This is a genomic window from Streptomyces sp. NPDC005794, from assembly GCF_042871445.1.
GTDB lineage: Bacteria > Actinomycetota > Actinomycetes > Streptomycetales > Streptomycetaceae > Streptomyces.
Window position 1 is genome coordinate 83,489 of record NZ_JBIAIN010000027.1, and the last position, 21,314, is coordinate 104,802.

Consider the following 21,314-nt stretch of genomic DNA (forward strand, 5'->3'; position numbering starts at 1 on the left):
CACAGATCGTCTGAGCCGCTCATGATCGAGATTCCGTCCGACCTCCATCCGGACCTCGTGCCGCTGGCCTTCCTCCTCGGCAACTGGGCGGGTGCGGGCGTCTCCGACTTCCCCGGCGCCGAGAAGTGCAACTTCGGCCAGGAAGTCACCTTCAGCCACGACGGCCGCGACTTCCTCGAGTACGTCTCGCACTCCTGGGTGCTGGACGCCGAGGGCAACCAGGTCAAGCCGCTGGAGTCCGAGTCCGGCTACTGGCGCATCGACAAGGACCGCAAGGTCGAGATCGTCATGGTCCGTGACCAGGGCATCGTCGAGGTCTGGTACGGCGAGCTGGCCAAGCAGAAGCCGCAGATCGACGTCGTCACCGACGCGGTGGCCCGCACCGCGGCCTCCGGCCCGTACAGCGGCGGCAAGCGCCTCTACGGCTATGTGAACAGCGACCTGATGTGGGTCGGCGAGAAGGCCACCCCCGACGTGGAGCTGCGGCCGTACATGTCGGCGCACCTGAAGAAGGTCGTCACCCCGGAAGAGGTCGCCGCGATGGCGAAGAGCCTCGGGGACATGCCGGACGACGGAATCGCGTTCTTCAAGTAGCCCGCGCCGGACGCCACGGCCCGCCCGCCCGGACCTGGCGGGCCGGTGCTCGCCCCGCCCTACACTGGGGCTGTGGTGAGCACCGACTGGAAGACCGATCTTCGGCAGCGTGGCTACCGGCTGACGCCTCAGCGCCAGCTCGTCCTGGAGGCCGTCGACACCCTGGAGCACGCGACCCCCGACGACATCCTCTGCGAGGTGCGCAGGACGGCGTCGGGCGTGAACATCTCCACCGTCTACCGGACCCTGGAGCTCCTGGAGGAGCTCGGGCTGGTCAGCCACGCCCACCTCGGGCACGGCGCCCCGACGTACCATCTGGCGGACCGCCACCACCACATCCACCTCGTCTGCCGGGACTGCGCGGACGTCATCGAGGCCGACGTCGACGTGGTCGCCGACTTCACGGCGAAGCTGCGGAGCACGTTCGGCTTCGAGACCGACATGAAGCACTTCGCGATCTTCGGGCGCTGCGCCGACTGCACGGCGAAGGCGGCGGAGGCCGGCCCGGCCGAGGAACCCGGCAGCGCGCGGTAGAGCGTGCCGCCCGGGTCGTACGCTGGTCGCATGAAGAGCCCCTTGCTGTCCCTGCCCGGCGCCGTCCCCGCCGAAGGGCGCGACGAAGGCGTCGCCGCGCACTACGGCGACCTGTTCCGTGAGCAGCGCGCACTCGCCGACGGCGGCGGCCTCGTCGACCTCTCGCACCGCGGGGTCGTCACGGTCACCGGCGACGACCGGCTGGCCTGGCTGCACCTGCTGCTCACCCAGCACGTCAGCGACCTCGCGCCGCACCAGGCGACCGAGGCGCTGATCCTCTCCGCCAACGGCCACATCGAGCACGCTCTCTATCTGGTCGACGACGGCACGACGGTGTGGATGCACACCGAGCCGGAGACCCAGGGCGAGCTGATCGCGTACCTGGAGTCGATGAAGTTCTTCTACCGGGTCGAGGTCGCCGACCGCACCGAGGACATCGCCGTCGTGCACCTGCCGGCCGGTTCCATCGCCGAGGTCCCGGACGGCGTCGCCGTACGGGAGACGGCGCACGGCCGTGACCTCTTCCTGCCCCGGACCGACCTGGAGACGTACGCGGCCGCGCACGGCCCCGTGGCGGGGATCCTGGCGTACGAGGCGCTGCGCGTCGAGGCGCACCGCCCGCGCCTGGGCTTCGAGACCGACCACCGCACCATCCCGCACGAGCTGGGCTGGATCGGCAGCGCCGTGCACCTGCAGAAGGGCTGCTACCGGGGTCAGGAGACGGTCGCCCGCGTCCACAACCTGGGGAAGCCGCCGCGCCGCCTCGTCTTCCTGCACCTCGACGGCAGTGAGGTCCATCTGCCCGGCCACGGGACGCCGGTCCGGCTCGCCGCCGACGGTGCGGAGGGCAGGCAGCTCGGTTTCATCACCACCTCGGCCCGTCACCACGAGCTGGGGCCGATCGCCCTGGCACTGGTGAAGCGGAACGTCGCGGTGGACGCGGAACTGATCGCGGGTGACACCGCGGCGGCCCAGGAGACGGTCGTCGAGCCGTAGAACGCCTACGTGCTGCCGTCCAGCCGGGCCGCCCGGTTGCTATACCTCGACCAGTACGGTGAACGGGCCGTGGTTCGTGAGCGAGACACGCATGTCCGCCCCGAACCGGCCCGTCTCCACCTGGGCGCCGAGCGCCCGCAGCTGTGCCACCACCTCGTCGACCAGCGGCTCGGCGACCTCGCCCGGCGCGGCGGCGTTCCAGGTGGGTCTGCGGCCCTTCCTGGCGTCCCCGTAGAGAGTGAACTGCGAAATGACCAGAAGCGGTGCATTCGTGTCCGAGCAGGACTTCTCACCCTCGAGGATCCGCAGGGTCCACAGCTTGCGGGCGAGCTGCGCCGCCTTCTCCACGGTGTCCCCGTGAGTGACCCCCACCAGCACACACAGGCCCTCGCCGATGATCTCGCCGACCGTCCCGGTCTCCGACGCGTCGTCCGCGGCGCCGGCCACGGTGACGGTCGCACCGTCCACCCTCTGTATCACTGCACGCATACAGACCAACCTATCTTGGGCTGAACGGGTACAGAGCACCTGCGTGAACACCGTGCGTAGTGGCACGATGCACGGTGTCGGTGTGCCGACGCACCGGTCGAGGGGACAGAACATCATGACGACATGTGGAACCGGGCCATCACCCGGCGCCGTACCAGTGACACGTACCGCCGCCGGTCTGCGGCCTCCGGTGCAGCGGACCGTTGCGGCGCCCGGCCAGCTGCCCACCCCGCCGCCCGTGCAGCTGCCCGGAGCGGTGTCCGTGCCCGGGCAGACCGGCGGCGCTGCGGTCGAAGGACTGTCCGCCGTGCGACCGCAGCCCGAATTCGGCGGGCTGCGGCTGCCGGAGCTGCGCACCCTGCGCCGTGACGCCCAGCGCGACGAGGCGGACCTCAGCTACGTGCGCCGTCTCGTCCAGGGCCGGATCGACATCCTGCGGGCGGAGCTCGCCCGCCGGGTGGATCCCGAGTCGCCCGTGGTGGACCGGCTCTCGGAGATCCTCGCCGACACCCCGTCCGTCCACCGTTCCTCGGTCCGGCACGTCACCCTCACCACGCCGCGCAGCGACGAGTACCGGCAGCTGGCGGCGGACACGCTCGCGGAGGTCGAGCTGTCCGACCTCGACGCCCGGACGGACGACGAGCTCCTCACCGCCATGGGGCGGCTCGTCCGCTACGAGCAGCGGGTGTCCCGGCGTCGTCACCGGCTCCAGCGGACGGTCGACGATTGCAGCGCGGAGATCGCCCGCAGGTACCGTGACGGAGAAGCACAAGTACAGGACCTGCTCGTCTGAAGCGACCCTTCCGGGGGCGGGTCACGCCCGTCCCCGGAAGGCCCGCCATGACCCCCATACCCCCCTCCGCGTCCCCCGCGCTCCCGGTCCTGGCCGAGGTCGTGCGGTCCGGCTTCACCGAGGGCCGTCACCGGGGGTCGCTGGTCGTCCTGGCGGCGGACGGCAGCGTGGAACTCGCGCTCGGCGAGCCGGCGGCGCCGGTCTTCCCGCGCTCGTCCAACAAGCCGATGCAGGCCGCCGCCATCCTGCGGGCCGGTCTCGACCTCTCGGGGGAGCGGCTGGCCCTGGCCGCCGCGAGTCACTCGGGTGAGGCCTTCCACCTCGGCCTGGTGCGCACGATGCTCGCCGAGCACGGGCTGAAGACGGACGATCTGCAGACGCCGCCCGACCTGCCGCTGGACCCGGTCGAGGCGGAGGCGTACCTCGCCGCCGGGGGTGTGCGGGAGCCGCTCACCATGAACTGCTCCGGCAAGCACGCGGCGATGCTCGCCGTCTGCGTACGCAACGGATGGGACACGGCGACGTATCTCGACCCGGCCCACCCGTTGCAGCGGCTGGTCGGCGAGGTGGTCGCGGAGGCGGCCGGTGAGCCCGTCGCGGCGGTCGGCACGGACGGCTGCGGGGCCCCGCTGATGGCGATCGGGCTGGTGGGCCTGGCCCGTGCGTTCCGTACGTTCGTGCTGGCCGAGCCGGGCACGGCGGAGCGGCGGGTCGCGGACGCGATGCGGGCGCACCCGGAGTACGTCGCCGGCACACGACGGCCGGACACCTGGCTGATGCGGGAGGTGCCGGGCACGCTCTCCAAGATGGGCGCGGAGGCGGTCCAGGCGTTGGCGCTCCCGGACGGCAGGGCCCTGGCGTTCAAGATCGACGACGGCTCCACCCGCGCCCTGGGCCCGGTGCTGGCCCGTTCCCTCGAACTGCTGGGCGTGGACGCCCCGGTGGTGTCCCGCGTCGGGCGGGCGCCGCTGCTGGGCGGTGCCGCGGAGGTGGGCGAGATCCGGGCCGCGTTCTGAGCGGCGGCCCGGCCGGAAAACCGTGCGACATCCCGTACGCCCTGTGCCTAGCGTGGGCCGCATGAACCTTGATCCGCGTACCGTCTCCGCAGCCGAATTCCCCGACTGGCTGCGTGCCGTGGATACCGGATTCCTTCGGGCGTCGGCCTCGGTCCCGGGGGAGGAGGAGATCGCGGTGCGCCTGGCCCATACCGATCTCGACCGCGTCCAGGGCGTGTTCGACGGCGGGCGCTGCGTGGCCACCTTCCGGTCGTTCGCGCAGGAGTTGACCGTCGTCGGCGGGGCCACGGTGCCGGCCGACGCGGTCTCCAGCGTGACGGTGACACCCACGCACCGCCGCCGCGGGCTGCTCAGCCGGATGATGGCCACCGACCTGGCGGCGGCGAAGGAGCGCGGCGACGTGGTCGCCTCGCTGGTCGCCGCGGAGTACCCGATCTACGGGCGGTACGGCTTCGGCCCGGCCGCCTGGAGCACCGAATGGGAGATCGACGTCCCCCGGGCAGGCCTGGACCCGCGCGGCCGGGTCCCCTCCGAGGCGGACGGCGGCCGGATCGAGCTGGTGGACGGCGCGGACGTACGCAAGCTGGGCCCCGAACTCCACGGCCGTCTCGCCGCACGGCAGCACGGCGTGGTCTCCCGGGACGAACGCTGGTGGCGGCGCAACACCGGCGAGGACGCCCCGGCGCACGATACGTGGACGGAGCCGTTCTACGCGGTGTACCGGTCGCCGGGCGGGGAGGCGGACGGGCTGATCGTCTACCGTGCCGACGACCACTGGGGCGACCGGAAGCAGCCGCTCAACACGGCGAAGGTGGTCGGCATGATCGCGACGACCCCGGCGGCGGAACGCGCCCTGTGGCAGTTCGTGTGCTCCATCGACTGGATCACGACGGTCCGCTCGGGCTACCGCGCGCCCGACGACCTGCTCCCGCTCCTCCTCCCGGACCCGCGCGCCGCCCGCGTCGTGACCCATACGGACTGGCTGTGGCTGCGCGTCCTGGACGTCCCCCGGCTCCTGGGGACACGTACGTACGCGACCGAGGGCGCCCTGGTCCTGGACGTTCGGGACGCCACGGGCCTGGCGAGCGGCCGGTTCCTGCTGGAGGTGTCACCGTCCGGCGCCTCCTGCGTCCCCACGCCCCGGGAAGCCGACCTCACGCTGGACGTGGCGGAGCTGGGCACGCTCTGCCTGGGCGACGAGTCACCGGTACGGCTGGCCGCGCTGGGCCGGCTCGACGAACACCGGGCGGGCGCGGCGGCGACGGCGGACGTGTTGTTCAGGGCGCCGCGGCGGGCGTGGTGCCCGGACGTGTTCTGAGCCGGTCATGTGGCCCCAGGTCACCGTGTCCGCACCCTGAAGAGCACCCCCGACAGGGCCACGGCCACCAGCAGGATCCCGGACGCCCACGCGAGCGCGGTCCAGGGGGCGTTGCCCACCGGCTGGTCCAGGAGGAGGCCGCGGAGGGATTCGATGGCCGGGGTGACCGGCTGGTGGTCGGCGAAGCCGCGGAGCCAGCCCGGCATGCTGTCGACCGGGACGAACGCGCTGCTCGGGTAGGGCAGGAACGACATGAAGAAGGTGAACCCGCCGGCTGCCTCCGGGGTACGGGCGAGCAGCCCCATCGCCGCCGAGATCCAGGACAGGGCCACGATGTAGGCGAGCAGTACGGCGGCGACGGCGAGCCAGCCGGCGGGGGTGGCGGCGGGGCGGAAGCCGATGAGCAGGGCGACGGCGAACACCAGCATGGTGGAGACCAGGTTGCGCACCGTGCTCGCCACCACATGGCCGGCCAGGATCGGCATCGCGCCGATGTCCAGGGAGCGGAAGCGGTCGATGATGCCGCCCTTCATGTCCTCGCTCACCGCCACCGCCGTGGTGGCCGAGCCGAAGCCGGCGCACAGGAACAGGACGCCGGGGACGACGTACATGACGTACGAGTCGTAGGCGGTGCCCGTGTCGATCGCGCCGCCGAAGAAGTAGACGAAGATCAGCATCAGCATGATCGGCAGCATCATCGAGGTGATGACGGCGTCGACGTTGCGGCGGCTGATGAGCAGGCTGCGGCCGGTCATGACCGTGGCGTGGGTCAGGGCTCCGGGTGCGTCAGACATGGGACGGTGCCTCCGTCGTCTCGGTCTCGGTGGTGAGGGCGAGGAACACGTCGTCGAGGGTCGCGCCGTGCACGGAGAAGCGGTCGACGTCGGTGCGGTGCGGGTCGGTCTCGTCGAGCAGCGCCCGGACGTGGGCGGCGGTGCCGTCCGTGGGGAGGCCCAGGGTCAGGGTCTCGGGGGAGTGGTGGACCGCGCGGGTGGCGAGCCGGAGGTAGGCCTCACGGTTGCCGAGGACGAGGTCCAGACGGTGACCGGAGACGCGTGACTTCAGGGTCTCCGGGGTGCCCTCGGCGACGACCCGGCCCTTGTTCAGGACGGCGATGCGGTCGGCGAGCTGATCGGCCTCCTCGAGGTACTGCGTGGTGAGCAGTACCGCGGCGCCCCGTCCGGCGAGGTCGCGGACCACCTGCCAGAGCTCGCGGCGGCTGCGCGGGTCGAGTCCGGTGGTGGGCTCGTCGAGGAAGAAGACGCCGGGCTCGGGCGAGCCGACCAGCCCTGCCGCCAGGTCCAGGCGGCGCCGCATCCCCCCGGAGTACGTACGGGCCTGCCGGCGGGCCGCGTCGGTGAGGCCGAAGCGGACGAGGAGTTCCCCGGCGCGGGCCCGGGCCTGCGCGCGGGTCAGGCCGGACAGCCGCGCCATCATCCGCAGGTTCTCCTCGCCGGTCAGGGTCTCGTCGACGGCGGCGAACTGCCCGGTCAGGCTGATGGCACGGCGTACCCGGCGCCGGTCGGCGACGACGTCGTACCCGGCGACGCGCGCCGTGCCGGAGTCGGCGGTGGTGAGGGTGGCGAGGATCCGCACGGTGGTGGTCTTGCCCGCGCCGTTGGGGCCGAGCAGCGCGTGGATCCCGGCGCGGGCGACCCGGAGGCCGACATCGTCCAGGACCCGGGCCCGGGCTCCCGGTTTTCCGTAGGACTTGGTCAGGCCGTGCGCCTCGATCATGACGTCGTTCATGGCCGTACTCATGACGATCCCCCTTCTGCGTATTGCATACGCGTTACTGCGTAAGCATTACGCAAACCTAGGATGGGGGCAAGCCAGTACCGGGAAAGGCGGCTTCGGGTGACGGAGAACAGCAGTGCGTCGTCGGGCGGTACGGGCCTGCCGGCCAGCATCGAGGCCGCGTGGGGACTGCGCGAGCGCCCGGTCAAGGGCCCCAAGCCCGGCCTCACCCTGGACCGCATCGTGGCCGCGGCCGTGACGGTCGCCGCGTCGGAGGGCCTTCCGGCCGTCTCGATGGGCCGGGTCGCCAAGGAGTTGGGCGCCTCCACGATGTCCCTCTACCGCTACGTCTCCGCCAAGGAGGAGCTGTACGTCCTGATGCAGGAGGCGGCGATGGGCGAGCCCGAGCCCCTGCCGGCGATCGAGGAAGGGGTGGGCTGGCGCGAGGCGATGAGCCAGTGGGCCTGGGCCCAGCGCCGGATGTTCCAGCGCAACCTGTGGTCCCTGCGCATCCCGATCGCGGGCCCGCCTGCCAGTCCGCATTCGGTCGCCTGGTGGGAACAGGGCCTTCAGGCGCTGGAGGGCAGCGGCCTGGACGAGGGCGACAAGCTCTCCGTCATCCTCCTCGTCTCGGGCTTCGTGCGGAACGAGGCCCTGCTGATGAGTGATCTCTCCGCCGCCGTCGAGGCGAAGGGCGCTTCGGCAGAGGAGGTGATGGCGCAGTGGGAGCGGACGGTGCGACGGCTCGTCGATCCCGTCCGTCATCCGGCGCTGTCCCGGCTGCTGTCCTCCGCTGCCATGAGCGGGGGGGACGACGCCGACTACGACTTCGTGTTCGGACTCGAGCGGACCCTCGACGGGGTCGAGGCGCTCATCCGGAAGGGCGCGTCGTCATGAGCACCGAGAAGACCGGCCTGCGCGCACGCAAGAAGCAGCTGACCTATCAGGCCGTCTCCGAGGCCGCGATCTCGATGTTCCTCGAACGGGGCTTCGACAAGGTCTCGGTGGCCGAGGTGGCGGCGGCGGCCGACATCTCGAAGCCGACGCTGTTCCGGTACTTCCCGGCCAAGGAGGACCTGGTCCTGCACCGGTTCGCCGACCACGAGGACGAGGCGGCGCGCGTCGTCTCCGGCCGGCCGGACGGTGTCTCCCCGCTGGACGCACTGCGCCGGCACTTCCTGGACGGCCTGGACCGCCGCGACCCGGTGACCGGACTCTGCGACGACCCGCAGGTGCTCGCCTTCCACCGGCTGCTCTACGGGACCCCCTCGCTCGTCGCCCGCCTGTACACCTACCAGGGCCGCTCCGAAGCGGCACTCGCCCGCGCCCTGGACCCCGGTACCCCGGTGGCGGCACGGCTCGCGGCGGGCCAGATCATCGCCGTACTGCGGATCCTGGCGCAGGAGAACTGGAGGCGGACGGACGCGGGGGAGAGCGCCGGACAGGTGCACGGGGACGCGGTCGAGGCGGTGGGCCTCGCCTTCGCGCAGCTGGAGAACGGGCTGCTCAGCGCGTGCCCCGGAGAAGCTCCTCGGTGAACGCGGCGCGGTGCGCGGCCAGGACGCCCACCGAGCGCAGGGTGTCTTCGGCGAGGGCCCAGGGCGGGAACGGCGGGAGCGGCACATCGCCGGGGACGTAGCCGAGCCGCTCGCGGAGGCCGTCACCGCTCGTCCCCAGAGGTGTGGGGGCACCGTCGAAGCCCGCGGTGGCCAGCGCGCGTAGGTGGGTGTGGAGTGCCGCGGTGTGCGGCCGGGCCGGCCGTTCGACGGTGTCCCCCCGGCGGACGACGGCGCCCGCGTCGGTCATGCCGCCGCGCAGGACCTCGACCTCGGCCTCGCTCTCGATCTCCCTCTCGCCCTCGAACTCGCTCTCGTTCATGCCTCTCCCGCTGTCACGGCAGTTCGTAGCGGAGCAGGGACTTCGCGAAGGGCTCGCCGGTCCTCTCGGCGTACGCCATGCGTTCCTTCACCTCGCGCAGCGTGCGCGGACGGTAGCCCGGGCCGCCGCAGCAGCTCTTGTGGAAACGGATGCCCGCGTTGAGCAGCACCGAGAGCGTGCGCCACGCGGCGGTGTCCCGTCGTCGCGGCGCCGCGAAGGCGGAGCCGACGTGGATCAGCGCCCCCGTGCAGCGGGGACAGGCGCGGTCCGCCCGCTCCCTGTCGTAGGGCTGCTTGTACGAGGCGCGGCACGGAAGGCAGACGTACGAGGTCTTGGAGGGAGGCATGCGGCCAGATTAGGGCGCGCGCCCCCGCTGTTCGACCGGTTTACGCGGAGGGGGCCGGCGTGGCCGGCTACGTGGCCGGGCGACATCCGCCGAGGAGAATCGCCGCATGCGGATTCTGATCATCACTGCCGGTTCCCGTGGGGACGTCGCGCCCTTCACGGGCCTGGGGCGGCGCCTGCTGGACGCCGGCCATCAGGTCGCCATGGCCGCTCACCCGTCCTTCGCCACACTCATCGACGGGTGTGGTCTCGACCATCGTCCTGTGCCGGGAGACCCGCAGGGGCTGATCCGGGACTGGTCCCGGGCGGCGTCGCGGGAGGAGGCCCAGGCGATGACGAGGGCGTACGCGGACGGGATCGCCGACGGGGTGGCGGAAGCCGTGGCGGGCGGCGCCGACCTGCTGCTCACGGCCTCCGGCCCGGCACCGCTCGGCCGGACGGCCGGCGAAGCGCTCGGCATCCCTGTCATCGGCACGTACCTCGTACCGGCCTTCGCCACCGGAGAGTTCGCGCTGCCCCACGCACGCAGCACCGCCGGCGGCCCGGGGCCGGAGGCCAACCTCGCCGCAGGCCGGGACGTGGTGAGGCGCGCGGAAGGGGTCTTCGCGGGCGCCGTGACCCGGCTGCGCGCCCACCTCGGGCTGCCCGGTGCCGGCGCGTCATCGTCATCGTCATCGTCATCGTCATCGTCATCGTCATCGTCATCGGCATCGGGGGACGTCCGGCCGGTCTTCCACGGCTTCAGCCCGCTCGTGGTGCCGCGCCCCGAGGACTGGCCGTCGCGGGTCGAGGTATCGGGCTACTGGTGGCCCGCGCGGCCGGACGGATGGCAACCCCCGGCCGAACTGGCCGACTTCCTCGAGGCCGGGCCACCACCGGTGTTCATCGGGTTCGGCAGCATGGCGCCAGGGCAGGGGGAACGGCTCAGTGAGCTGGTGGCTGCGGCGGTGCGGCGGGCGGGTGTGCGTGCGGTGGTGCAGGCGGGGTGGGCCGAACTGAGTGGCTGGGGCGACGACGTCCTGGCCATCGGCGACGTCCCGCACGACTGGCTGTTCCCTCGTACCGCCGCCGTCGTCCATCACGCCGGGGCGGGTACGACCGGGGCCGGGCTGCGGGCCGGAGTGCCCGCTGTGGCTGTTCCCGTCATGGCCGACCAGCCGTTCTGGGCGTCTCGGTTGTACGCGTTGGGAGTCGCCCCCAGGCCTGTGCCGTTCCAGGACCTGACCGCCGAGGCCCTCAGTGACGCGATCACGGTCTGCCTGTCCGAGCCGGCCCACCGACGCCGAGCGACCGAACTCGCCCACCGCATCGCAGCAGAGGACGGCGCCGCCACGGTGCTCACCCACATCGGCGCGGAGGGCGCCGGGTGAATCCGAGGAGAAGCAACTTGGCGTCACGCGTCCCGGCCGGCTTCGTGGGCCGCGCGCTCCAGCCGGCTCCGGTGGTTCTCCCACCACGCCGCGTCGCCCGGCGGGATGCTGTCGTTGCCCTCGCTCATCCCCACGGCGCCGTCGATGAGCTCCCGGACGATGTCGGCGTGCCCGGCGTGCCGGTGGGTGTCGGCGATCACACGTACCACGGCATGATGCAGCGTCACCTCGGCCCGGTGGCTCGGCCACCACGGCACCGTGCCGACCGCGTCCAGCGGCAGGGCGTCGAGCGTCGCGTCCGCGTGCGCCCAGGCCCGGTGGTAGAGCCCCACGATCTGCTCGCGTGACTCGTCGGCGGGCGCCCACATGTCCGCGTTGGGCTCGGCCCCTTCCTCGATCCACGGCAGCGGCTCACCCGACGGACGTCCGAAGGTGTCGCCGAGGTAGCCCAGTTCCACACCGGCCACGTGCTTGACCAGGCCCAGGAGGTTCGTTCCGGTCGGCGTCACGGGGCGTCGGACGTCGTACTCGGAGAGACCTTCGAGCTTCCACAACAGGGCGTCGCGGGCCGACTGCAGGTAGAAGTGAAGGTCGGACTTGGCATCAGGTGTGGTCATGGAGCCAAGTCTGCCGCTCCGGGCCCCGGTGGGCTCCGAGGAGGCCCACCGAGGGTCTGCGTTCCTGGGGGAATGTCAGGGCTTCGCGAGGTTCGCGAGCAGTTCGGCGGCGGGCTTCGGGTGGACGAGCCAGCGCAGGTGGCTCCCCTCGAGTGTCCGGACGTCGAAGGGGTTGTCGGGTGTGAGCGCGTCGGCTTCGCGAATCATGCGGTCCTGCACGGCGAGCGGAACGCTGGCGTCGGCGGCCAGGCGCACAAAGGTCTTGGGAATCCGGCCCCAGGTCATGGCCTGTGCCCGGTCGGCGGACGTACCGCCGTCGAGGTTCTCATCGGGCTGGAAGGTGTTCAGGAAGGTCCGGAACTCGTCATCGGTGAGGTCGGCGGCGAACGCTCGCTTGAACGCGGCGAGCGCCGCCGGGTCGGCGGTGCGGAAGTTGGTCCGGAGCAGACCGAGTTCGGCCGGGTTCCCGACCAGAGTGGCAGCGAAGGAACCCGTGTCGACCTCCGCCATCTCCGGCTGGGCGTAGTAGCCGCTCACGTCCAGTTCGACGGGGCACCAGGCGGCGACGTAAGCGATCCGGTCGATCAGGTCGGGCCGGGCGTTGGCGACGGCGGTGCTCGTGATGCCGCCCCTGCTGTGGGCGACGAGGATGGTGGGACCGTTCCGCTTGGCCCGTTCGAGGACGTCGATCACCCGGGCGGTGTTGTCCGCGAGCGTGACTCCCTTGATGCTCCCCGGTTCGGAGGCGAGGGCGTCGAGATCCTGGGGAGCCTGGTAGGACGCGGGGAAGGTCGCCTCGAATCCGTGTCCCGGAAGGTCGACCGCGACCGAGCGGTGCCCGAGCAGGGCGAGCTCGGCCTGCAGCGGCGCGAACGAGAACGAGTTCGCGAAGGCCCCGTGGACAAGGACGAATGTCGGCAGATTCTGCATGCCTCAGACTCCAACAGAACGATCTTCAGGGCAAGATGAAGGGTTCGAGAGAGCTTCGACAGGTCCGGCCGCGCCCACCGGCGTACGGAGGGACGTGCTCAGGCCCCGGGCCGGGGCTCCGGCCTACGGTGCCCACGGTCGGGCGGGTCCTCTCCGGAGAGGACCCGCGCCCAGTCTTCTTGGCACCGCCCCTTGGGGGCGGCGGCCGACGTGGCGGGCCCCCAAGGGGTCGGTTCAGTGCTGCGCGGGGTGGAACAGGGTGTCGTCGTAGTCCGGGAAGACGGTCGGCATGACGCGACGGAACGCGGTGACCTCCGTACTGTCCTCCAGGCCCTGGCAGAGGGTCTGCGGCCAGTACCAGAAGCCACGGGAGGCGATCAGCCGTTCCAGGTAGGCGTCGAAGGAGTACCCGGTGTCGTACAGCTCCTCGCCGAGGTAGTGGTAGTGGACGTGATCGCTCGGCGGGACGAGTGCCGCGCAGGCCTCGGGGACGAACCGGTCGAGGGGCCGGACGGCGCGGAACTCCTGGTCCTGCGCCGAGTGCCAGACGATGCCCTCCCAGTCGCCGAGGACCTGACGCAACGGCAGCAGGTTGATCAGGCCCTGGTCGGAGAGGTTGTGGTCGAGGAGCTCGGGAACAGTGTGCCGCCAGGTCAGGCGGACCGCGCCGACCCCGCGGTAGAAGGCCTCGACGCCCGCCGGGAAACGGCCGTCGGCCAGGCGGAGGGCGAGCTCCAGGTCGGCGGGCGGGGTCGGTGGCGCGACGGTGGCCTCCAGGAGCTCCACGCGGGGGTTGCGCTCCAGGTCGCTGATCATCGCGGACAGCCGGGCACGGGGGTCGATCACGGAGTTACGTCTCCTTCGGCGCCTCCGGCGGCGCCAGCGGGTGCGGTCAGTTCTTCAGTCGGTTGTTCTCGATCAGCCAGGCGGCGTGGCCCAGTTCCTGGCCCGTGGTGTCGTAGACGGTGTACTCGGCGTGGATCTTGCCGGCAAGCTTGGCGGCGTAGTTGGCGTCGATGTCGGAGTCCACGTTGGCGTCGCCGGTCGTGAAGTCCTTCGCGGCGGGGTGGGTGCTGTAGTCGGCCTTCACGTAGTACTCGACCACGTGGCCCTGGTTCAGCACCTCGTCCTTGAACTTCTTCTCGACCTTGGCGTGGTGCGCCGAGTTCGCGGACGCGGTGATCGGCGTCATGTTCTTCATGACGCCGGGGCCGCCGACGTTGTGGTTGAGCAGGTGTCCCTGCACCATGAAGTTCTGGAACCAGGTTCCGGTCGCTCCGCCCTTGGGCCACCAGGACGGCTGCTCCTTGGGTGCCGAGCCCTGCCCGAGCTGCCCCGGCCAGAGTTCGGCGTGCATGGTGGTACCGACGCCGTTGCCGTTCACCCCGCCGTAGGTGACGTACGGAGTGCCGGTGAACGCCCGCTGCACCGGCAGCTCCGGCGCTGCGGACGGGGAGTGGGCGGCGGCCCGTTGGACGGCGGCTTCGGGCACGGGCCCGCTCAGCGCCCGGACGGCGTTCGCCTCGGCGGCGCGCTCGAACCGGTCGCCGGGGTCGCTGACCGACAGTCCGTCCCCGTGGTCGGTGCCGGACACCGGGCCCGGAGGTGCCCCTGATCTGCGCCTTCTCATGATGGGCAGGACGCTTCGGAGCGTGGAGGGCCCAGCGAATCTGGACGGTGGTGGGGCTGTTCGGGCGTGAGGTGGGTCCGTCCCGGGAGCTCTGTCCCCTCGTCCCGGTCCGCCCGCTATCCGTCGTGATCTCTCAGGCCATCCGACAGCCGGAGCGGTGGGCACTGCCCTCGCGGGCAGGTGGCTCTGGTGGGCCGGTCACCGCGCAGGTCGTCCGGGACCCGTTCACTTCACGTTGCAGACCCGGTGGGAAAACGCAGATAGACCGGGAACGGACAGGCTTCGACTGTCCGGTCTCGCTGAGGATGAGGCAGGTTGATGCTCTGACCTGCGGTGCCTCATGTTGAGCGAGACGCTTCTGAAGATCCCGTCTCAGTCAAGGTGAGGTATCTGGCCCTGTCTCATCGCTCGCGGAGGCCGTGGGGAGCAGTCGAACAGAGCCCACGGCTCAGGCGTCTGGCGCTCAAGGGTGCCGGGAGGATCCTCCCAAGCTGACAACCCTCCCCATCCTGTCGGGGAGGGGCCGTGAGCGGCACGGATGCTGCCTCCTCCATGCCGCCCGTCGACCCCTGGCCGTCTCTTTGCCCGCTGTCGAAGCTCCGCCTACCGCGTGGCAGCCGGGACTTCGGGACGAGGGTCGATCGGCGTGAAGACGCCGAGGCGGTCCTCGATCTCCTGAGCAGCGGCCAGGCACAGGTCTTCCCGGAACGCGCGCCCGACAATCTGCACGCCGGATGGCAGACCGTCGGTGACCCCGGTCGGCACGGCGACCGCGGGCACGCCCACGAAGCTGGTCACCGTGCACAGACGCATGCTTTCGGCGACCCGTTCCCGCCCCGCTTCGTCGCGTGACTCCAGTCCCGGCTCGACGGGCGGCTCGGTGAACACCGGTCCGAGCAGCAGAGGGAACTCGTCGAGGAACTCCGCCCAGGAGCGGCGGATGCCGAGCCAGGCCCCCATCAGCTTCGTGAGCTCTGCGGCGTTCGCAGGAGGAGTCTTCTCCATGGCCATCTGGATGTAGCGGTCGCCGCCTTCGCCGAGCAGTTTCCGCACCACCGGCCAGGTCGGCGCGAATTCGGTCACGGTGATCCGGCCGTATGCCTCAAGTGCCTCGTCCAGCCGTGGAACGTCCGCCATCTCCCGTACGTCGTACCCGGCGTCGCGCAACGCGTCGGCCGCGGCCGTGACAGCTGCGTGGACCGTGGGGTGGACGCCGTGGCCGCCGGGGTCGGCGACGACCGCGACCTTGACCGGCCCCGGCAGCGGTTCGCCGTAGAGGGGCACGGCTACGGCCCGCGGGTCCCGTGGGTCGGTCCCCGCCAGAGCCTCGTATGCCAGCCGCAGGTCGGCGACTGTACGGGCCAGGGGACCGTCGGTGACCAGCATCTGTGAGGCTGGTCCCGGGTCGTCCGGTCCGAGGATGCGGTGGTCGGCTGGGAACCGCCCGGTGGTCGGTTTCAGCCCCGTCACGCCGCAGAACGAGGCTGGGATCCGTACTGATCCGCCGGCATCGTTGCCGAGTCCGAGCGCGGCCATACCGGTGGCGACGGCCACTCCGTCACCGCCACTGCTGCCGCCCGGGGTCCGGCTCCGGTTCCACGGGTTGACGGTGTCGCCGAACAGCTCGCTGCGGGTGTGCATCCCGGCCAGGACCAGGGTGGGCATGTTGCTGTGGCCGATCGGTATGGCTCCCGCCGCGCGGAGCCGGGCCACCGGGGGTGCGTCGGCCGGAGCCACCAAGTCGCGGAAGCGTGCCGTTCCGAGTGTGGTCGGCACGCCTTCGACAGGGGTGGTCTCCTTCACCGTGAACGGCACACCGGCCAGCGGCCCGAGTTCTTCGCCTGCCGCTCGCCGCTGGTCCATTTGTGCCGCGGCCTCGCGGGCTTGCTCAGCCAACAGCTGCGTGACCGCGTTGACCTGTGGGTTGACCTCGGCGATGCGTTCCAAGTGGCTGTCGATCAGTTCGACCGCCGATATCTCTCCGCCTCGGACGGCCGTCGCCTGGGCGGCGGCCGTCATTGCCCACAGGGCGTTCTGCCTGATCATCGCGCTTCCCATCCACATGCCGAAGTGCTCGTGTCCGAGACCTTACCCCGGAAGCGATACGATCGTATTGGAATAAGGAGGCTGGCCGAGCATGCCCAAACAGGTGGACTACGAAAGTCGACGCCGCCGGATCGCCGAGGCCGTCTGCCTCCTCGCCGACGAATACGGACCGGAGGGAGTGAGCATGCGTGACGTCGCCGCCCGCGCGCAGGTCTCACTGGGCGCCGTTCAGCGCTGCTTCCGCAGCAAGGCGGAGATGCTCCTCTTCGCCGTCGACCACGTCGGCGACCGCATCACCGAACGTGTGAGGACCCGCCTGGCCGCAAGCCCGGCCCAGTCGGCCGCCACCGCCCTGGGTCACGCGGCCAACGAGATCGCCCTGCTCCGCGAAGAACACCGCGCCGAAGCACGGATCTGGCTCGCGTTCGTCGCTCAGGCCGCTGTCAGCGAACCACTTGCCGGCCCGCTGAGAACCAGCTACGCAGCCCTCCAGAACCTCCTCGTCCGCCTCATCACGGAGGCCACCGAGAGCGGCTCGCCCGACGAAGGCGCTACGCCGCCCGACCCACAGCACGAGGCTTGCACTCTGCTCGCCCTCGCCGACGGCCTCACTACCCATGTACTCGTAGGCCACTTGACCGCAGAGGAAGCCGAGGAAGTCCTGCACGCGCATCTTGTCGGCCTCTGGGAACGCCTCGACACCATCCGCCCCCGAAAAGCCGTCTGACGCTCAGGGCACTCATCGCTTTGCGCGTGCCGTGTCAGCTGCACCGAATTAGTAGGGCCGGGGAGCTGCCACGGGCACCAGGTCGAGCCGCTTGTCCACGTCCCACCCGTCGAATGCGAAGCCAACTACTACACCGAACTCACGAAACCCCAGGTCATCACCACAATCTGAGATCTCTACCGAACCCGGGGCGGTTCATCGTGACCCAAGCGCCACCGGGACCCGGTTCTACCAGGTCCCGACGGCAGACGCCTGATCATTGTGGGCCCCAGCCCAAGCTCAAGATCGATTCCAGCGCTGGAGCGCTCCGGTTCAGTCCCTCACGGAACAGCTACCGATCGACGTCGACGGGAACTCCACGCATCTGCAGCCGAGCCTTCAGGAACTCCATCTCCGACAACGTCCCCACCAGACCGTCATGGCTCAGTTCCCCGACCAGTTCGCGAGCCCGCGACAACGAGGCCGCAGTGGCCTCCCGAAAGACCTTCAAAGCCGGGACGAGACTGGGAACCGAACCGACCAGCCGCAGTCTGACGGACCCATGCGCTGCGAGGAGAGTCTCCCGAACATCATCCGGTGCTGGTCCCGGACCAGCGTGTTCGCACAGGTAGGTGCCACAGGACCCGCAGGAGAACTCCGAGTCCCACCACAACTCATCGTGAAGGATGAACTGGTTCACCTGCCGCACCGCCATGCTGCCGCACTCGCAGAGCGATGCGATCTTCGCGGTCTGACCAGTCACCCGGGCTCCCCAACGTTCCACTCCTGCGGCAGGTCCTCGCCGCAGAAGACGCATACGAAGTCCTTCTCCCGCACGATGCTGAGCTCCCGGCAGGAGTGGCATCGGCGAAAGACGACCTCGTGCGTGAATCCGGGCGGTCGATGGATCCCGATCCGATCCAGAGCCTCGGCCACGGCGGGCCATGAGCTGATGTCCGGGCAGTAGCCGGTCGACTGGTTGCTGACCTCCTCGACCACCCACCGCCCAGACTCCTCGCGGAAGCTCATCTCACCGGCGCTCAGGACCTCTCCGCCGCCAGCGCACACCACGTGCTCACTGCGGCGCGGAGCCAGTCGCAGCACCCCGCCGCCATCGACGACGAACGTGAACGGCTCGGCCAACTCGTCCAGGGTCAGCGCCGAGATCCACTCGCCGAAGTCCGCCGACGAGCGGATGCTCCGCCCCTCACCACCCGCCCGGACGAGCACCTTCAGCTCAGCCGGACCCACATACCGATACCTCTCCCCCCGTGTCTCCACGCACAGCAACCTAGTGGCTCACACAGCCAGGGCCTGGGGGGACTGTAAAACGTTCGGTGTAACTCCCGATCATGGAGGATGCATCGATGACCAGTGAGAACGTGACCGAGGTCGAGACCGTTGAGGTGTCTGAGGCGGTGTCGGCGAAGTCTGTGGACGACCGGCTGATTGACGAGCTGGTGGGCCGAGCTCAGGCCGAGGGCCTGCAGCTGACCGGCGAAGGCGGGCTGCTCCAGCAGCTGACGAAGCGGCTTCTGGAGTCGGCCCTCGAGGGTGAGATCACCGATCACCTCGGCTACGACAAGCACGATCCGGCGGGGAAGAACGGCGGCAACTCCCGCAACGGCACCCGGGCCAAGACCGTGCTGACCGATGTCGGCCCGGTGGAGATAACCGTGCCCCGCGACCGCGAGGGCTCCTTCGAGCCGAAAATCGTCAAAAAGCGGCAGAAGCGCCTTTCCGGAGTCGACGAGATGGTCATTTCACTCGCGGCGAAGGGCCTGACCACCGGCGAGGTCCAGGCCCACTTGGCCGAGGTCTACGGCGCCGACGTCTCCAGGCAGACGATCTCCACGATCACCGACAAGGTCCTCGATGGCATGGCCGAGTGGCAGAACCGGCCCCTGGACGCCGTCTACCCGGTGGTCTTCATCGACGCCATCCACGTGAAGATCCGCGACGGTGCGGTCGCTAACCGGCCCATCTACGTCGCCCTGGCGGTGACGACGGAGGGCCGGCGCGAAATTCTCGGGCTGTGGGCCGGCGACGGCGGCGAGGGGGCCAAGCACTGGATGCACATCCTCACCGAGATCAAGAACCGCGGCGTGAGCGACGTCCTCATGCTCGTCTGCGACGGGCTCAAGGGGCTGCCCGACGCAGTCGAGACTGTCTGGCCGAAGACGATCGTGCAGACCTGCGTGGTCCACCTGCTGCGAAACTCCTTCCGGTATGCCGCCCGCCAGGACTGGGACAAGATCGCCAAGGTCCTCAAGCCCGTCTACACCGCGGCGACCGAGGAGGCCGCACTCGAGCGGTTCGCCGAGTTCGCCGACGTCTGGGGCAAGAAGTATCCGGCAATTGTCCGGCTCTGGGAGAATGCGTGGGAGGAGTTCACTCCCTTCCTCCGCTTCGACACCGAGATCCGCCGCATCGTCTGCACGACGAACGCGATCGAGTCCGTGAATGCGCGGATCCGACGGGCGGTGAAGGCCCGCGGTCACTTCCCGAACGAGCAGGCCGCCCTGAAGTGCGTCTACATGGCGATCATGTCGCTCGACCCGACCGGCAAGGGCCAGGCCCGCTGGACCATGCGCTGGAAGTCCGCCCTGAACGCCTTCGACATCACTTTCGACGGTCGACTCTCCGCAGCCCGACAGTAACTCTCAACAACCCGAGTTACACCGCTCGTTTGACAGACCCGGCCTGGGGGATTACCGCTCGGCGACTACGGGCGACTGGTGACAGAAATCCCTGCGAAGTGACAGTTATTGTCCGTTACCAGTAGAAGTGGCGGAGAGCGACGCCTCTGACCAGAGGCCCGTCAGTTGGAGCGGGACGCCGTGAGTCCCTGGCATCCCAGTGCATGTGGTTGTGGGAATCCGAGTGATCGCTGGCCTCATGGTGTCCCAGTAGAACTGGCACCGGGCGGTGCGGTTGACCTGTGCTCATCCAGCTTGGCTGGGACTTCGGGTGACGGTGTGCGGTTCGTCTCTGCGTGGAAAGCGGACTCTGCCGCGGGGGTCGGTCCAGCGGAACAGGGGGTCGTTGTGGAAGGTCCGGCGCTCGGGCATGACACGGAGCGTCGGAACGGAGAGCCGACGTTCGGCCTCGGTGAAAATGACGGCGATGGCTTCGCGGTGATCTTCAACGCTGACGTGCCGGCCGGTGGGGATGCGGTGGGCCCGCCAGCGTGGATCAGCGATGATTCCCAGGACGCTGACGAACTCGGGATAGGTCACGATGCGCTCCCACTCATCATGGCGTTGGCGGACCACGTCGCTGTAGCGCGGTTCCTGCCGAGGGAGCTGCACCAACCGTTTCTGCCAACGCTTTTGAAGGGTTGGCTGGTAGTTCGTCATCAACCAGGAGCGGATGAGTTTCTCCGCCTCCTTCGTGGCCATGTCGATGGTGCCGGGGAAACGACGGACCAGCCCGAAGTGCTGGCGCTGCGCCTTGATCAGTCCGTCGAGATGGCCGACGTGGGGGTGGCATGCGCCGTCGAGCCAGATGGCGTGCTTGTTGCAGAGCCGAAGGCCCTCAGCCATGTGTGCGAGTACGGGCTCGTGGATGCCATGTCGCAGCATGCAGTGCCGACAGACGACGTAGAGGTCGTAGTGGGCGTGGACGGGCTCTCCGGTGCCGTTGGCGCGGGCGGCGAGACGGACGAAGGCGGGGAGAGAGCGTTGCAGCACTTCGATCGGAACGCCGGTCATGGTCGCCAGCCGCGGGAGTGCTGTTGGTGTCCAGCGTCGCAAGGCATCCGTGCGTCTGGTGAAAAATGGGTTGCTGTGGGGAGATAGGCACTGCCCGAGGCGGGCCGAACTCATCCGGTTAGCTGCGGCGAGGCGGTGCAGGTAGGAGCCAAGCACTTCGCCGTGGATGGGTTGAAGTGGGACGGGCAGGAGCCGGACTGATTCTTCCCAGGGCTTCACCGACGTCAGGCCGCCTTCGTTCTGCGTGTCGGCTTCTTGGCGGCTTTCTTGGTCCTGGCCTGTTCGACGGTGTGGTCGAGTTCGACCGAGTCGAGGAGACGTTTGGTGATTCTCTCGGCCCCGTTGTCGATCGCTTCGATGGCCGCCTCCCGGATGAGCTGGGAGAGGCTGCCGATCAGGCCGCTGGTGCGTTCGTGCAGGTAGGCGTCGAGCGCAAGGAGCGTGCCGGGGCGGTGGCGGTGCAGCCGCAGCGACTCCTCCAGTGTGCTGATCACTGCCTGCCATTCTTCTAGGCCCGGACTTCGCGGGTCGTTGATTCGTATGATGTGACCGGTCCGGGCGTGTCCCGGACCGGTGGTGTGGCGTTGGGTGGGGTGTGTCGA

General features: G+C 70.0%; 25 protein-coding genes. 11 read left to right on the plus strand and 14 right to left on the minus strand.

Annotation, left to right across the window (positions count from 1 at the left end; genetic code table 11):
- Window positions 1–21: 21 nt before the first annotated feature.
- From ACFYQ5_RS32445 to ACFYQ5_RS32455, 3 genes are all read left to right on the plus strand, one after another.
- Window positions 22–594, plus strand: coding sequence for an FABP family protein (locus ACFYQ5_RS32445; RefSeq protein WP_150488558.1), 573 nt, complete (start codon window positions 22–24; stop codon window positions 592–594).
- A 72-nt stretch (window positions 595–666) separates the two neighbouring features.
- On the plus strand, window positions 667–1,128 hold the full coding sequence (locus ACFYQ5_RS32450; protein WP_389202797.1) for a Fur family transcriptional regulator: 462 nt from the start codon (window positions 667–669) through the stop codon (window positions 1,126–1,128).
- Between the two features lie 30 nt (window positions 1,129–1,158).
- Window positions 1,159–2,124, plus strand: coding sequence for a YgfZ/GcvT domain-containing protein (locus tag ACFYQ5_RS32455; protein ID WP_389202798.1), 966 nt, complete (start codon window positions 1,159–1,161; stop codon window positions 2,122–2,124).
- Window positions 2,125–2,163: 39 nt separating this feature from the next.
- Here ACFYQ5_RS32455 and dtd read toward each other — a convergent pair whose 3' ends face one another.
- Window positions 2,164–2,613 carry a D-aminoacyl-tRNA deacylase gene (dtd, locus tag ACFYQ5_RS32460; protein WP_389202799.1) on the minus strand — a complete coding sequence of 150 codons (450 nt, stop codon included), beginning with the start codon at window positions 2,611–2,613 and terminating at the stop codon, window positions 2,164–2,166.
- Window positions 2,614–2,728: 115 nt separating this feature from the next.
- Here dtd and ACFYQ5_RS32465 point away from each other — a divergent pair, with 115 nt between their 5' ends.
- The 3 genes from ACFYQ5_RS32465 to ACFYQ5_RS32475 all read left to right on the plus strand — a co-directional run bounded on the left by ACFYQ5_RS32465 (window position 2,729) and on the right by ACFYQ5_RS32475 (window position 5,740).
- Window positions 2,729–3,406, plus strand: coding sequence for an ABC transporter substrate-binding protein (locus tag ACFYQ5_RS32465; protein ID WP_389202800.1), 678 nt, complete (start codon window positions 2,729–2,731; stop codon window positions 3,404–3,406).
- Window positions 3,407–3,453: 47 nt separating this feature from the next.
- Window positions 3,454–4,422: an asparaginase gene (locus ACFYQ5_RS32470; protein ID WP_389202801.1), complete on the plus strand. Its 969-nt coding sequence runs from the start codon at window positions 3,454–3,456 to the stop codon at window positions 4,420–4,422.
- A 61-nt stretch (window positions 4,423–4,483) separates the two neighbouring features.
- Entirely contained in the window at window positions 4,484–5,740 is a 1,257-nt protein-coding gene (locus ACFYQ5_RS32475; protein WP_389202802.1) for a GNAT family N-acetyltransferase, read from the plus strand.
- Window positions 5,741–5,760: 20 nt separating this feature from the next.
- On the opposite strand, the gene ACFYQ5_RS32480 is transcribed toward ACFYQ5_RS32475, so the two are convergent.
- Window positions 5,761–6,534: an ABC transporter permease gene (locus ACFYQ5_RS32480; RefSeq protein WP_389202803.1), complete on the minus strand. Its 774-nt coding sequence runs from the start codon at window positions 6,532–6,534 to the stop codon at window positions 5,761–5,763.
- Window positions 6,527–7,501, minus strand: a complete 975-nt coding sequence (locus ACFYQ5_RS32485; RefSeq protein ID WP_389202804.1) for an ATP-binding cassette domain-containing protein — start codon at window positions 7,499–7,501, stop codon at window positions 6,527–6,529. The genes ACFYQ5_RS32480 and ACFYQ5_RS32485 overlap by 8 nt, the downstream gene beginning before the upstream one ends.
- Before the next feature lie 96 nt (window positions 7,502–7,597).
- Here ACFYQ5_RS32485 and ACFYQ5_RS32490 point away from each other — a divergent pair, with 96 nt between their 5' ends.
- Both ACFYQ5_RS32490 and ACFYQ5_RS32495 read left to right on the plus strand, forming a co-directional pair.
- Window positions 7,598–8,374, plus strand: coding sequence for a TetR/AcrR family transcriptional regulator (locus ACFYQ5_RS32490; RefSeq protein WP_389202805.1), 777 nt, complete (start codon window positions 7,598–7,600; stop codon window positions 8,372–8,374).
- The gene (locus ACFYQ5_RS32495) at window positions 8,371–9,015 is read left to right on the plus strand and encodes a TetR family transcriptional regulator (RefSeq protein WP_389202806.1); all 645 of its coding nucleotides are present in this window, start codon (window positions 8,371–8,373) and stop codon (window positions 9,013–9,015) included. Before ACFYQ5_RS32490 ends, ACFYQ5_RS32495 begins: the two co-directional genes overlap by 4 nt.
- On the opposite strand, the gene ACFYQ5_RS32500 is transcribed toward ACFYQ5_RS32495, so the two are convergent.
- Both ACFYQ5_RS32500 and ACFYQ5_RS32505 read right to left on the minus strand, forming a co-directional pair.
- Window positions 8,984–9,355, minus strand: coding sequence for a hypothetical protein (locus ACFYQ5_RS32500; RefSeq protein WP_389202807.1), 372 nt, complete (start codon window positions 9,353–9,355; stop codon window positions 8,984–8,986). The genes ACFYQ5_RS32495 and ACFYQ5_RS32500 overlap by 32 nt on opposite strands.
- Window positions 9,356–9,368: 13 nt before the next feature.
- Window positions 9,369–9,701, minus strand: coding sequence for a deoxyxylulose-5-phosphate synthase (locus ACFYQ5_RS32505; RefSeq protein ID WP_389202808.1), 333 nt, complete (start codon window positions 9,699–9,701; stop codon window positions 9,369–9,371).
- 106 nt (window positions 9,702–9,807) lie between these two features.
- On the opposite strand from ACFYQ5_RS32505, the gene ACFYQ5_RS32510 reads away from it, so the two are divergent.
- Window positions 9,808–11,070 carry a glycosyltransferase gene (locus ACFYQ5_RS32510; RefSeq protein ID WP_389202810.1) on the plus strand — a complete coding sequence of 421 codons (1,263 nt, stop codon included), beginning with the start codon at window positions 9,808–9,810 and terminating at the stop codon, window positions 11,068–11,070.
- Window positions 11,071–11,093: 23 nt separating this feature from the next.
- Here ACFYQ5_RS32510 and ACFYQ5_RS32515 read toward each other — a convergent pair whose 3' ends face one another.
- The 5 genes from ACFYQ5_RS32515 to ACFYQ5_RS32535 all read right to left on the minus strand — a co-directional run bounded on the left by ACFYQ5_RS32515 (window position 11,094) and on the right by ACFYQ5_RS32535 (window position 16,293).
- Entirely contained in the window at window positions 11,094–11,687 is a 594-nt protein-coding gene (locus ACFYQ5_RS32515) for a DinB family protein (protein ID WP_389202812.1), read from the minus strand.
- Between the two features lie 75 nt (window positions 11,688–11,762).
- A complete protein-coding gene (locus ACFYQ5_RS32520) occupies window positions 11,763–12,617 on the minus strand; it encodes an alpha/beta fold hydrolase (RefSeq protein WP_389202814.1) in 855 nt (284 codons plus the stop codon).
- Between the two features lie 234 nt (window positions 12,618–12,851).
- The gene (locus ACFYQ5_RS32525; RefSeq protein WP_389202815.1) at window positions 12,852–13,463 is read right to left on the minus strand and encodes a hypothetical protein; all 612 of its coding nucleotides are present in this window, start codon (window positions 13,461–13,463) and stop codon (window positions 12,852–12,854) included.
- 46 nt (window positions 13,464–13,509) lie between these two features.
- Window positions 13,510–14,211, minus strand: coding sequence for a DNA/RNA non-specific endonuclease (locus tag ACFYQ5_RS32530; protein WP_389202816.1), 702 nt, complete (start codon window positions 14,209–14,211; stop codon window positions 13,510–13,512).
- Between the two features lie 639 nt (window positions 14,212–14,850).
- Window positions 14,851–16,293 carry an amidase gene (locus ACFYQ5_RS32535; RefSeq protein WP_389202817.1) on the minus strand — a complete coding sequence of 481 codons (1,443 nt, stop codon included), beginning with the start codon at window positions 16,291–16,293 and terminating at the stop codon, window positions 14,851–14,853.
- Window positions 16,294–16,384: 91 nt separating this feature from the next.
- Here ACFYQ5_RS32535 and ACFYQ5_RS32540 point away from each other — a divergent pair, with 91 nt between their 5' ends.
- Window positions 16,385–17,020: a TetR/AcrR family transcriptional regulator gene (locus ACFYQ5_RS32540; RefSeq protein ID WP_389202819.1), complete on the plus strand. Its 636-nt coding sequence runs from the start codon at window positions 16,385–16,387 to the stop codon at window positions 17,018–17,020.
- A gap of 331 nt (window positions 17,021–17,351) precedes the next feature.
- Here the strand turns inward: ACFYQ5_RS32540 and ACFYQ5_RS32545 are convergent, their stop codons facing one another.
- Both ACFYQ5_RS32545 and ACFYQ5_RS32550 read right to left on the minus strand, forming a co-directional pair.
- Window positions 17,352–17,762 carry a hypothetical protein gene (locus tag ACFYQ5_RS32545; RefSeq protein ID WP_389202820.1) on the minus strand — a complete coding sequence of 137 codons (411 nt, stop codon included), beginning with the start codon at window positions 17,760–17,762 and terminating at the stop codon, window positions 17,352–17,354.
- A complete protein-coding gene (locus ACFYQ5_RS32550; RefSeq protein WP_389202822.1) occupies window positions 17,759–18,250 on the minus strand; it encodes a hypothetical protein in 492 nt (163 codons plus the stop codon). Before ACFYQ5_RS32550 ends, ACFYQ5_RS32545 begins: the two co-directional genes overlap by 4 nt.
- Window positions 18,251–18,366: 116 nt before the next feature.
- Here ACFYQ5_RS32550 and ACFYQ5_RS32555 point away from each other — a divergent pair, with 116 nt between their 5' ends.
- Window positions 18,367–19,659, plus strand: a complete 1,293-nt coding sequence (locus ACFYQ5_RS32555; RefSeq protein ID WP_389202823.1) for an IS256 family transposase — start codon at window positions 18,367–18,369, stop codon at window positions 19,657–19,659.
- Window positions 19,660–19,944: 285 nt separating this feature from the next.
- On the opposite strand, the gene ACFYQ5_RS32560 is transcribed toward ACFYQ5_RS32555, so the two are convergent.
- Together ACFYQ5_RS32560 and ACFYQ5_RS32565 are read right to left on the minus strand one after the other, a co-directional pair.
- Complete coding sequence (locus tag ACFYQ5_RS32560; RefSeq protein ID WP_389202825.1) at window positions 19,945–20,931, minus strand: TniQ family protein; 987 nt, start codon at window positions 20,929–20,931, stop codon at window positions 19,945–19,947.
- A 5-nt stretch (window positions 20,932–20,936) separates the two neighbouring features.
- Complete coding sequence (locus ACFYQ5_RS32565) at window positions 20,937–21,206, minus strand: hypothetical protein (protein ID WP_389202827.1); 270 nt, start codon at window positions 21,204–21,206, stop codon at window positions 20,937–20,939.
- Window positions 21,207–21,314 lie beyond the last annotated feature (108 nt).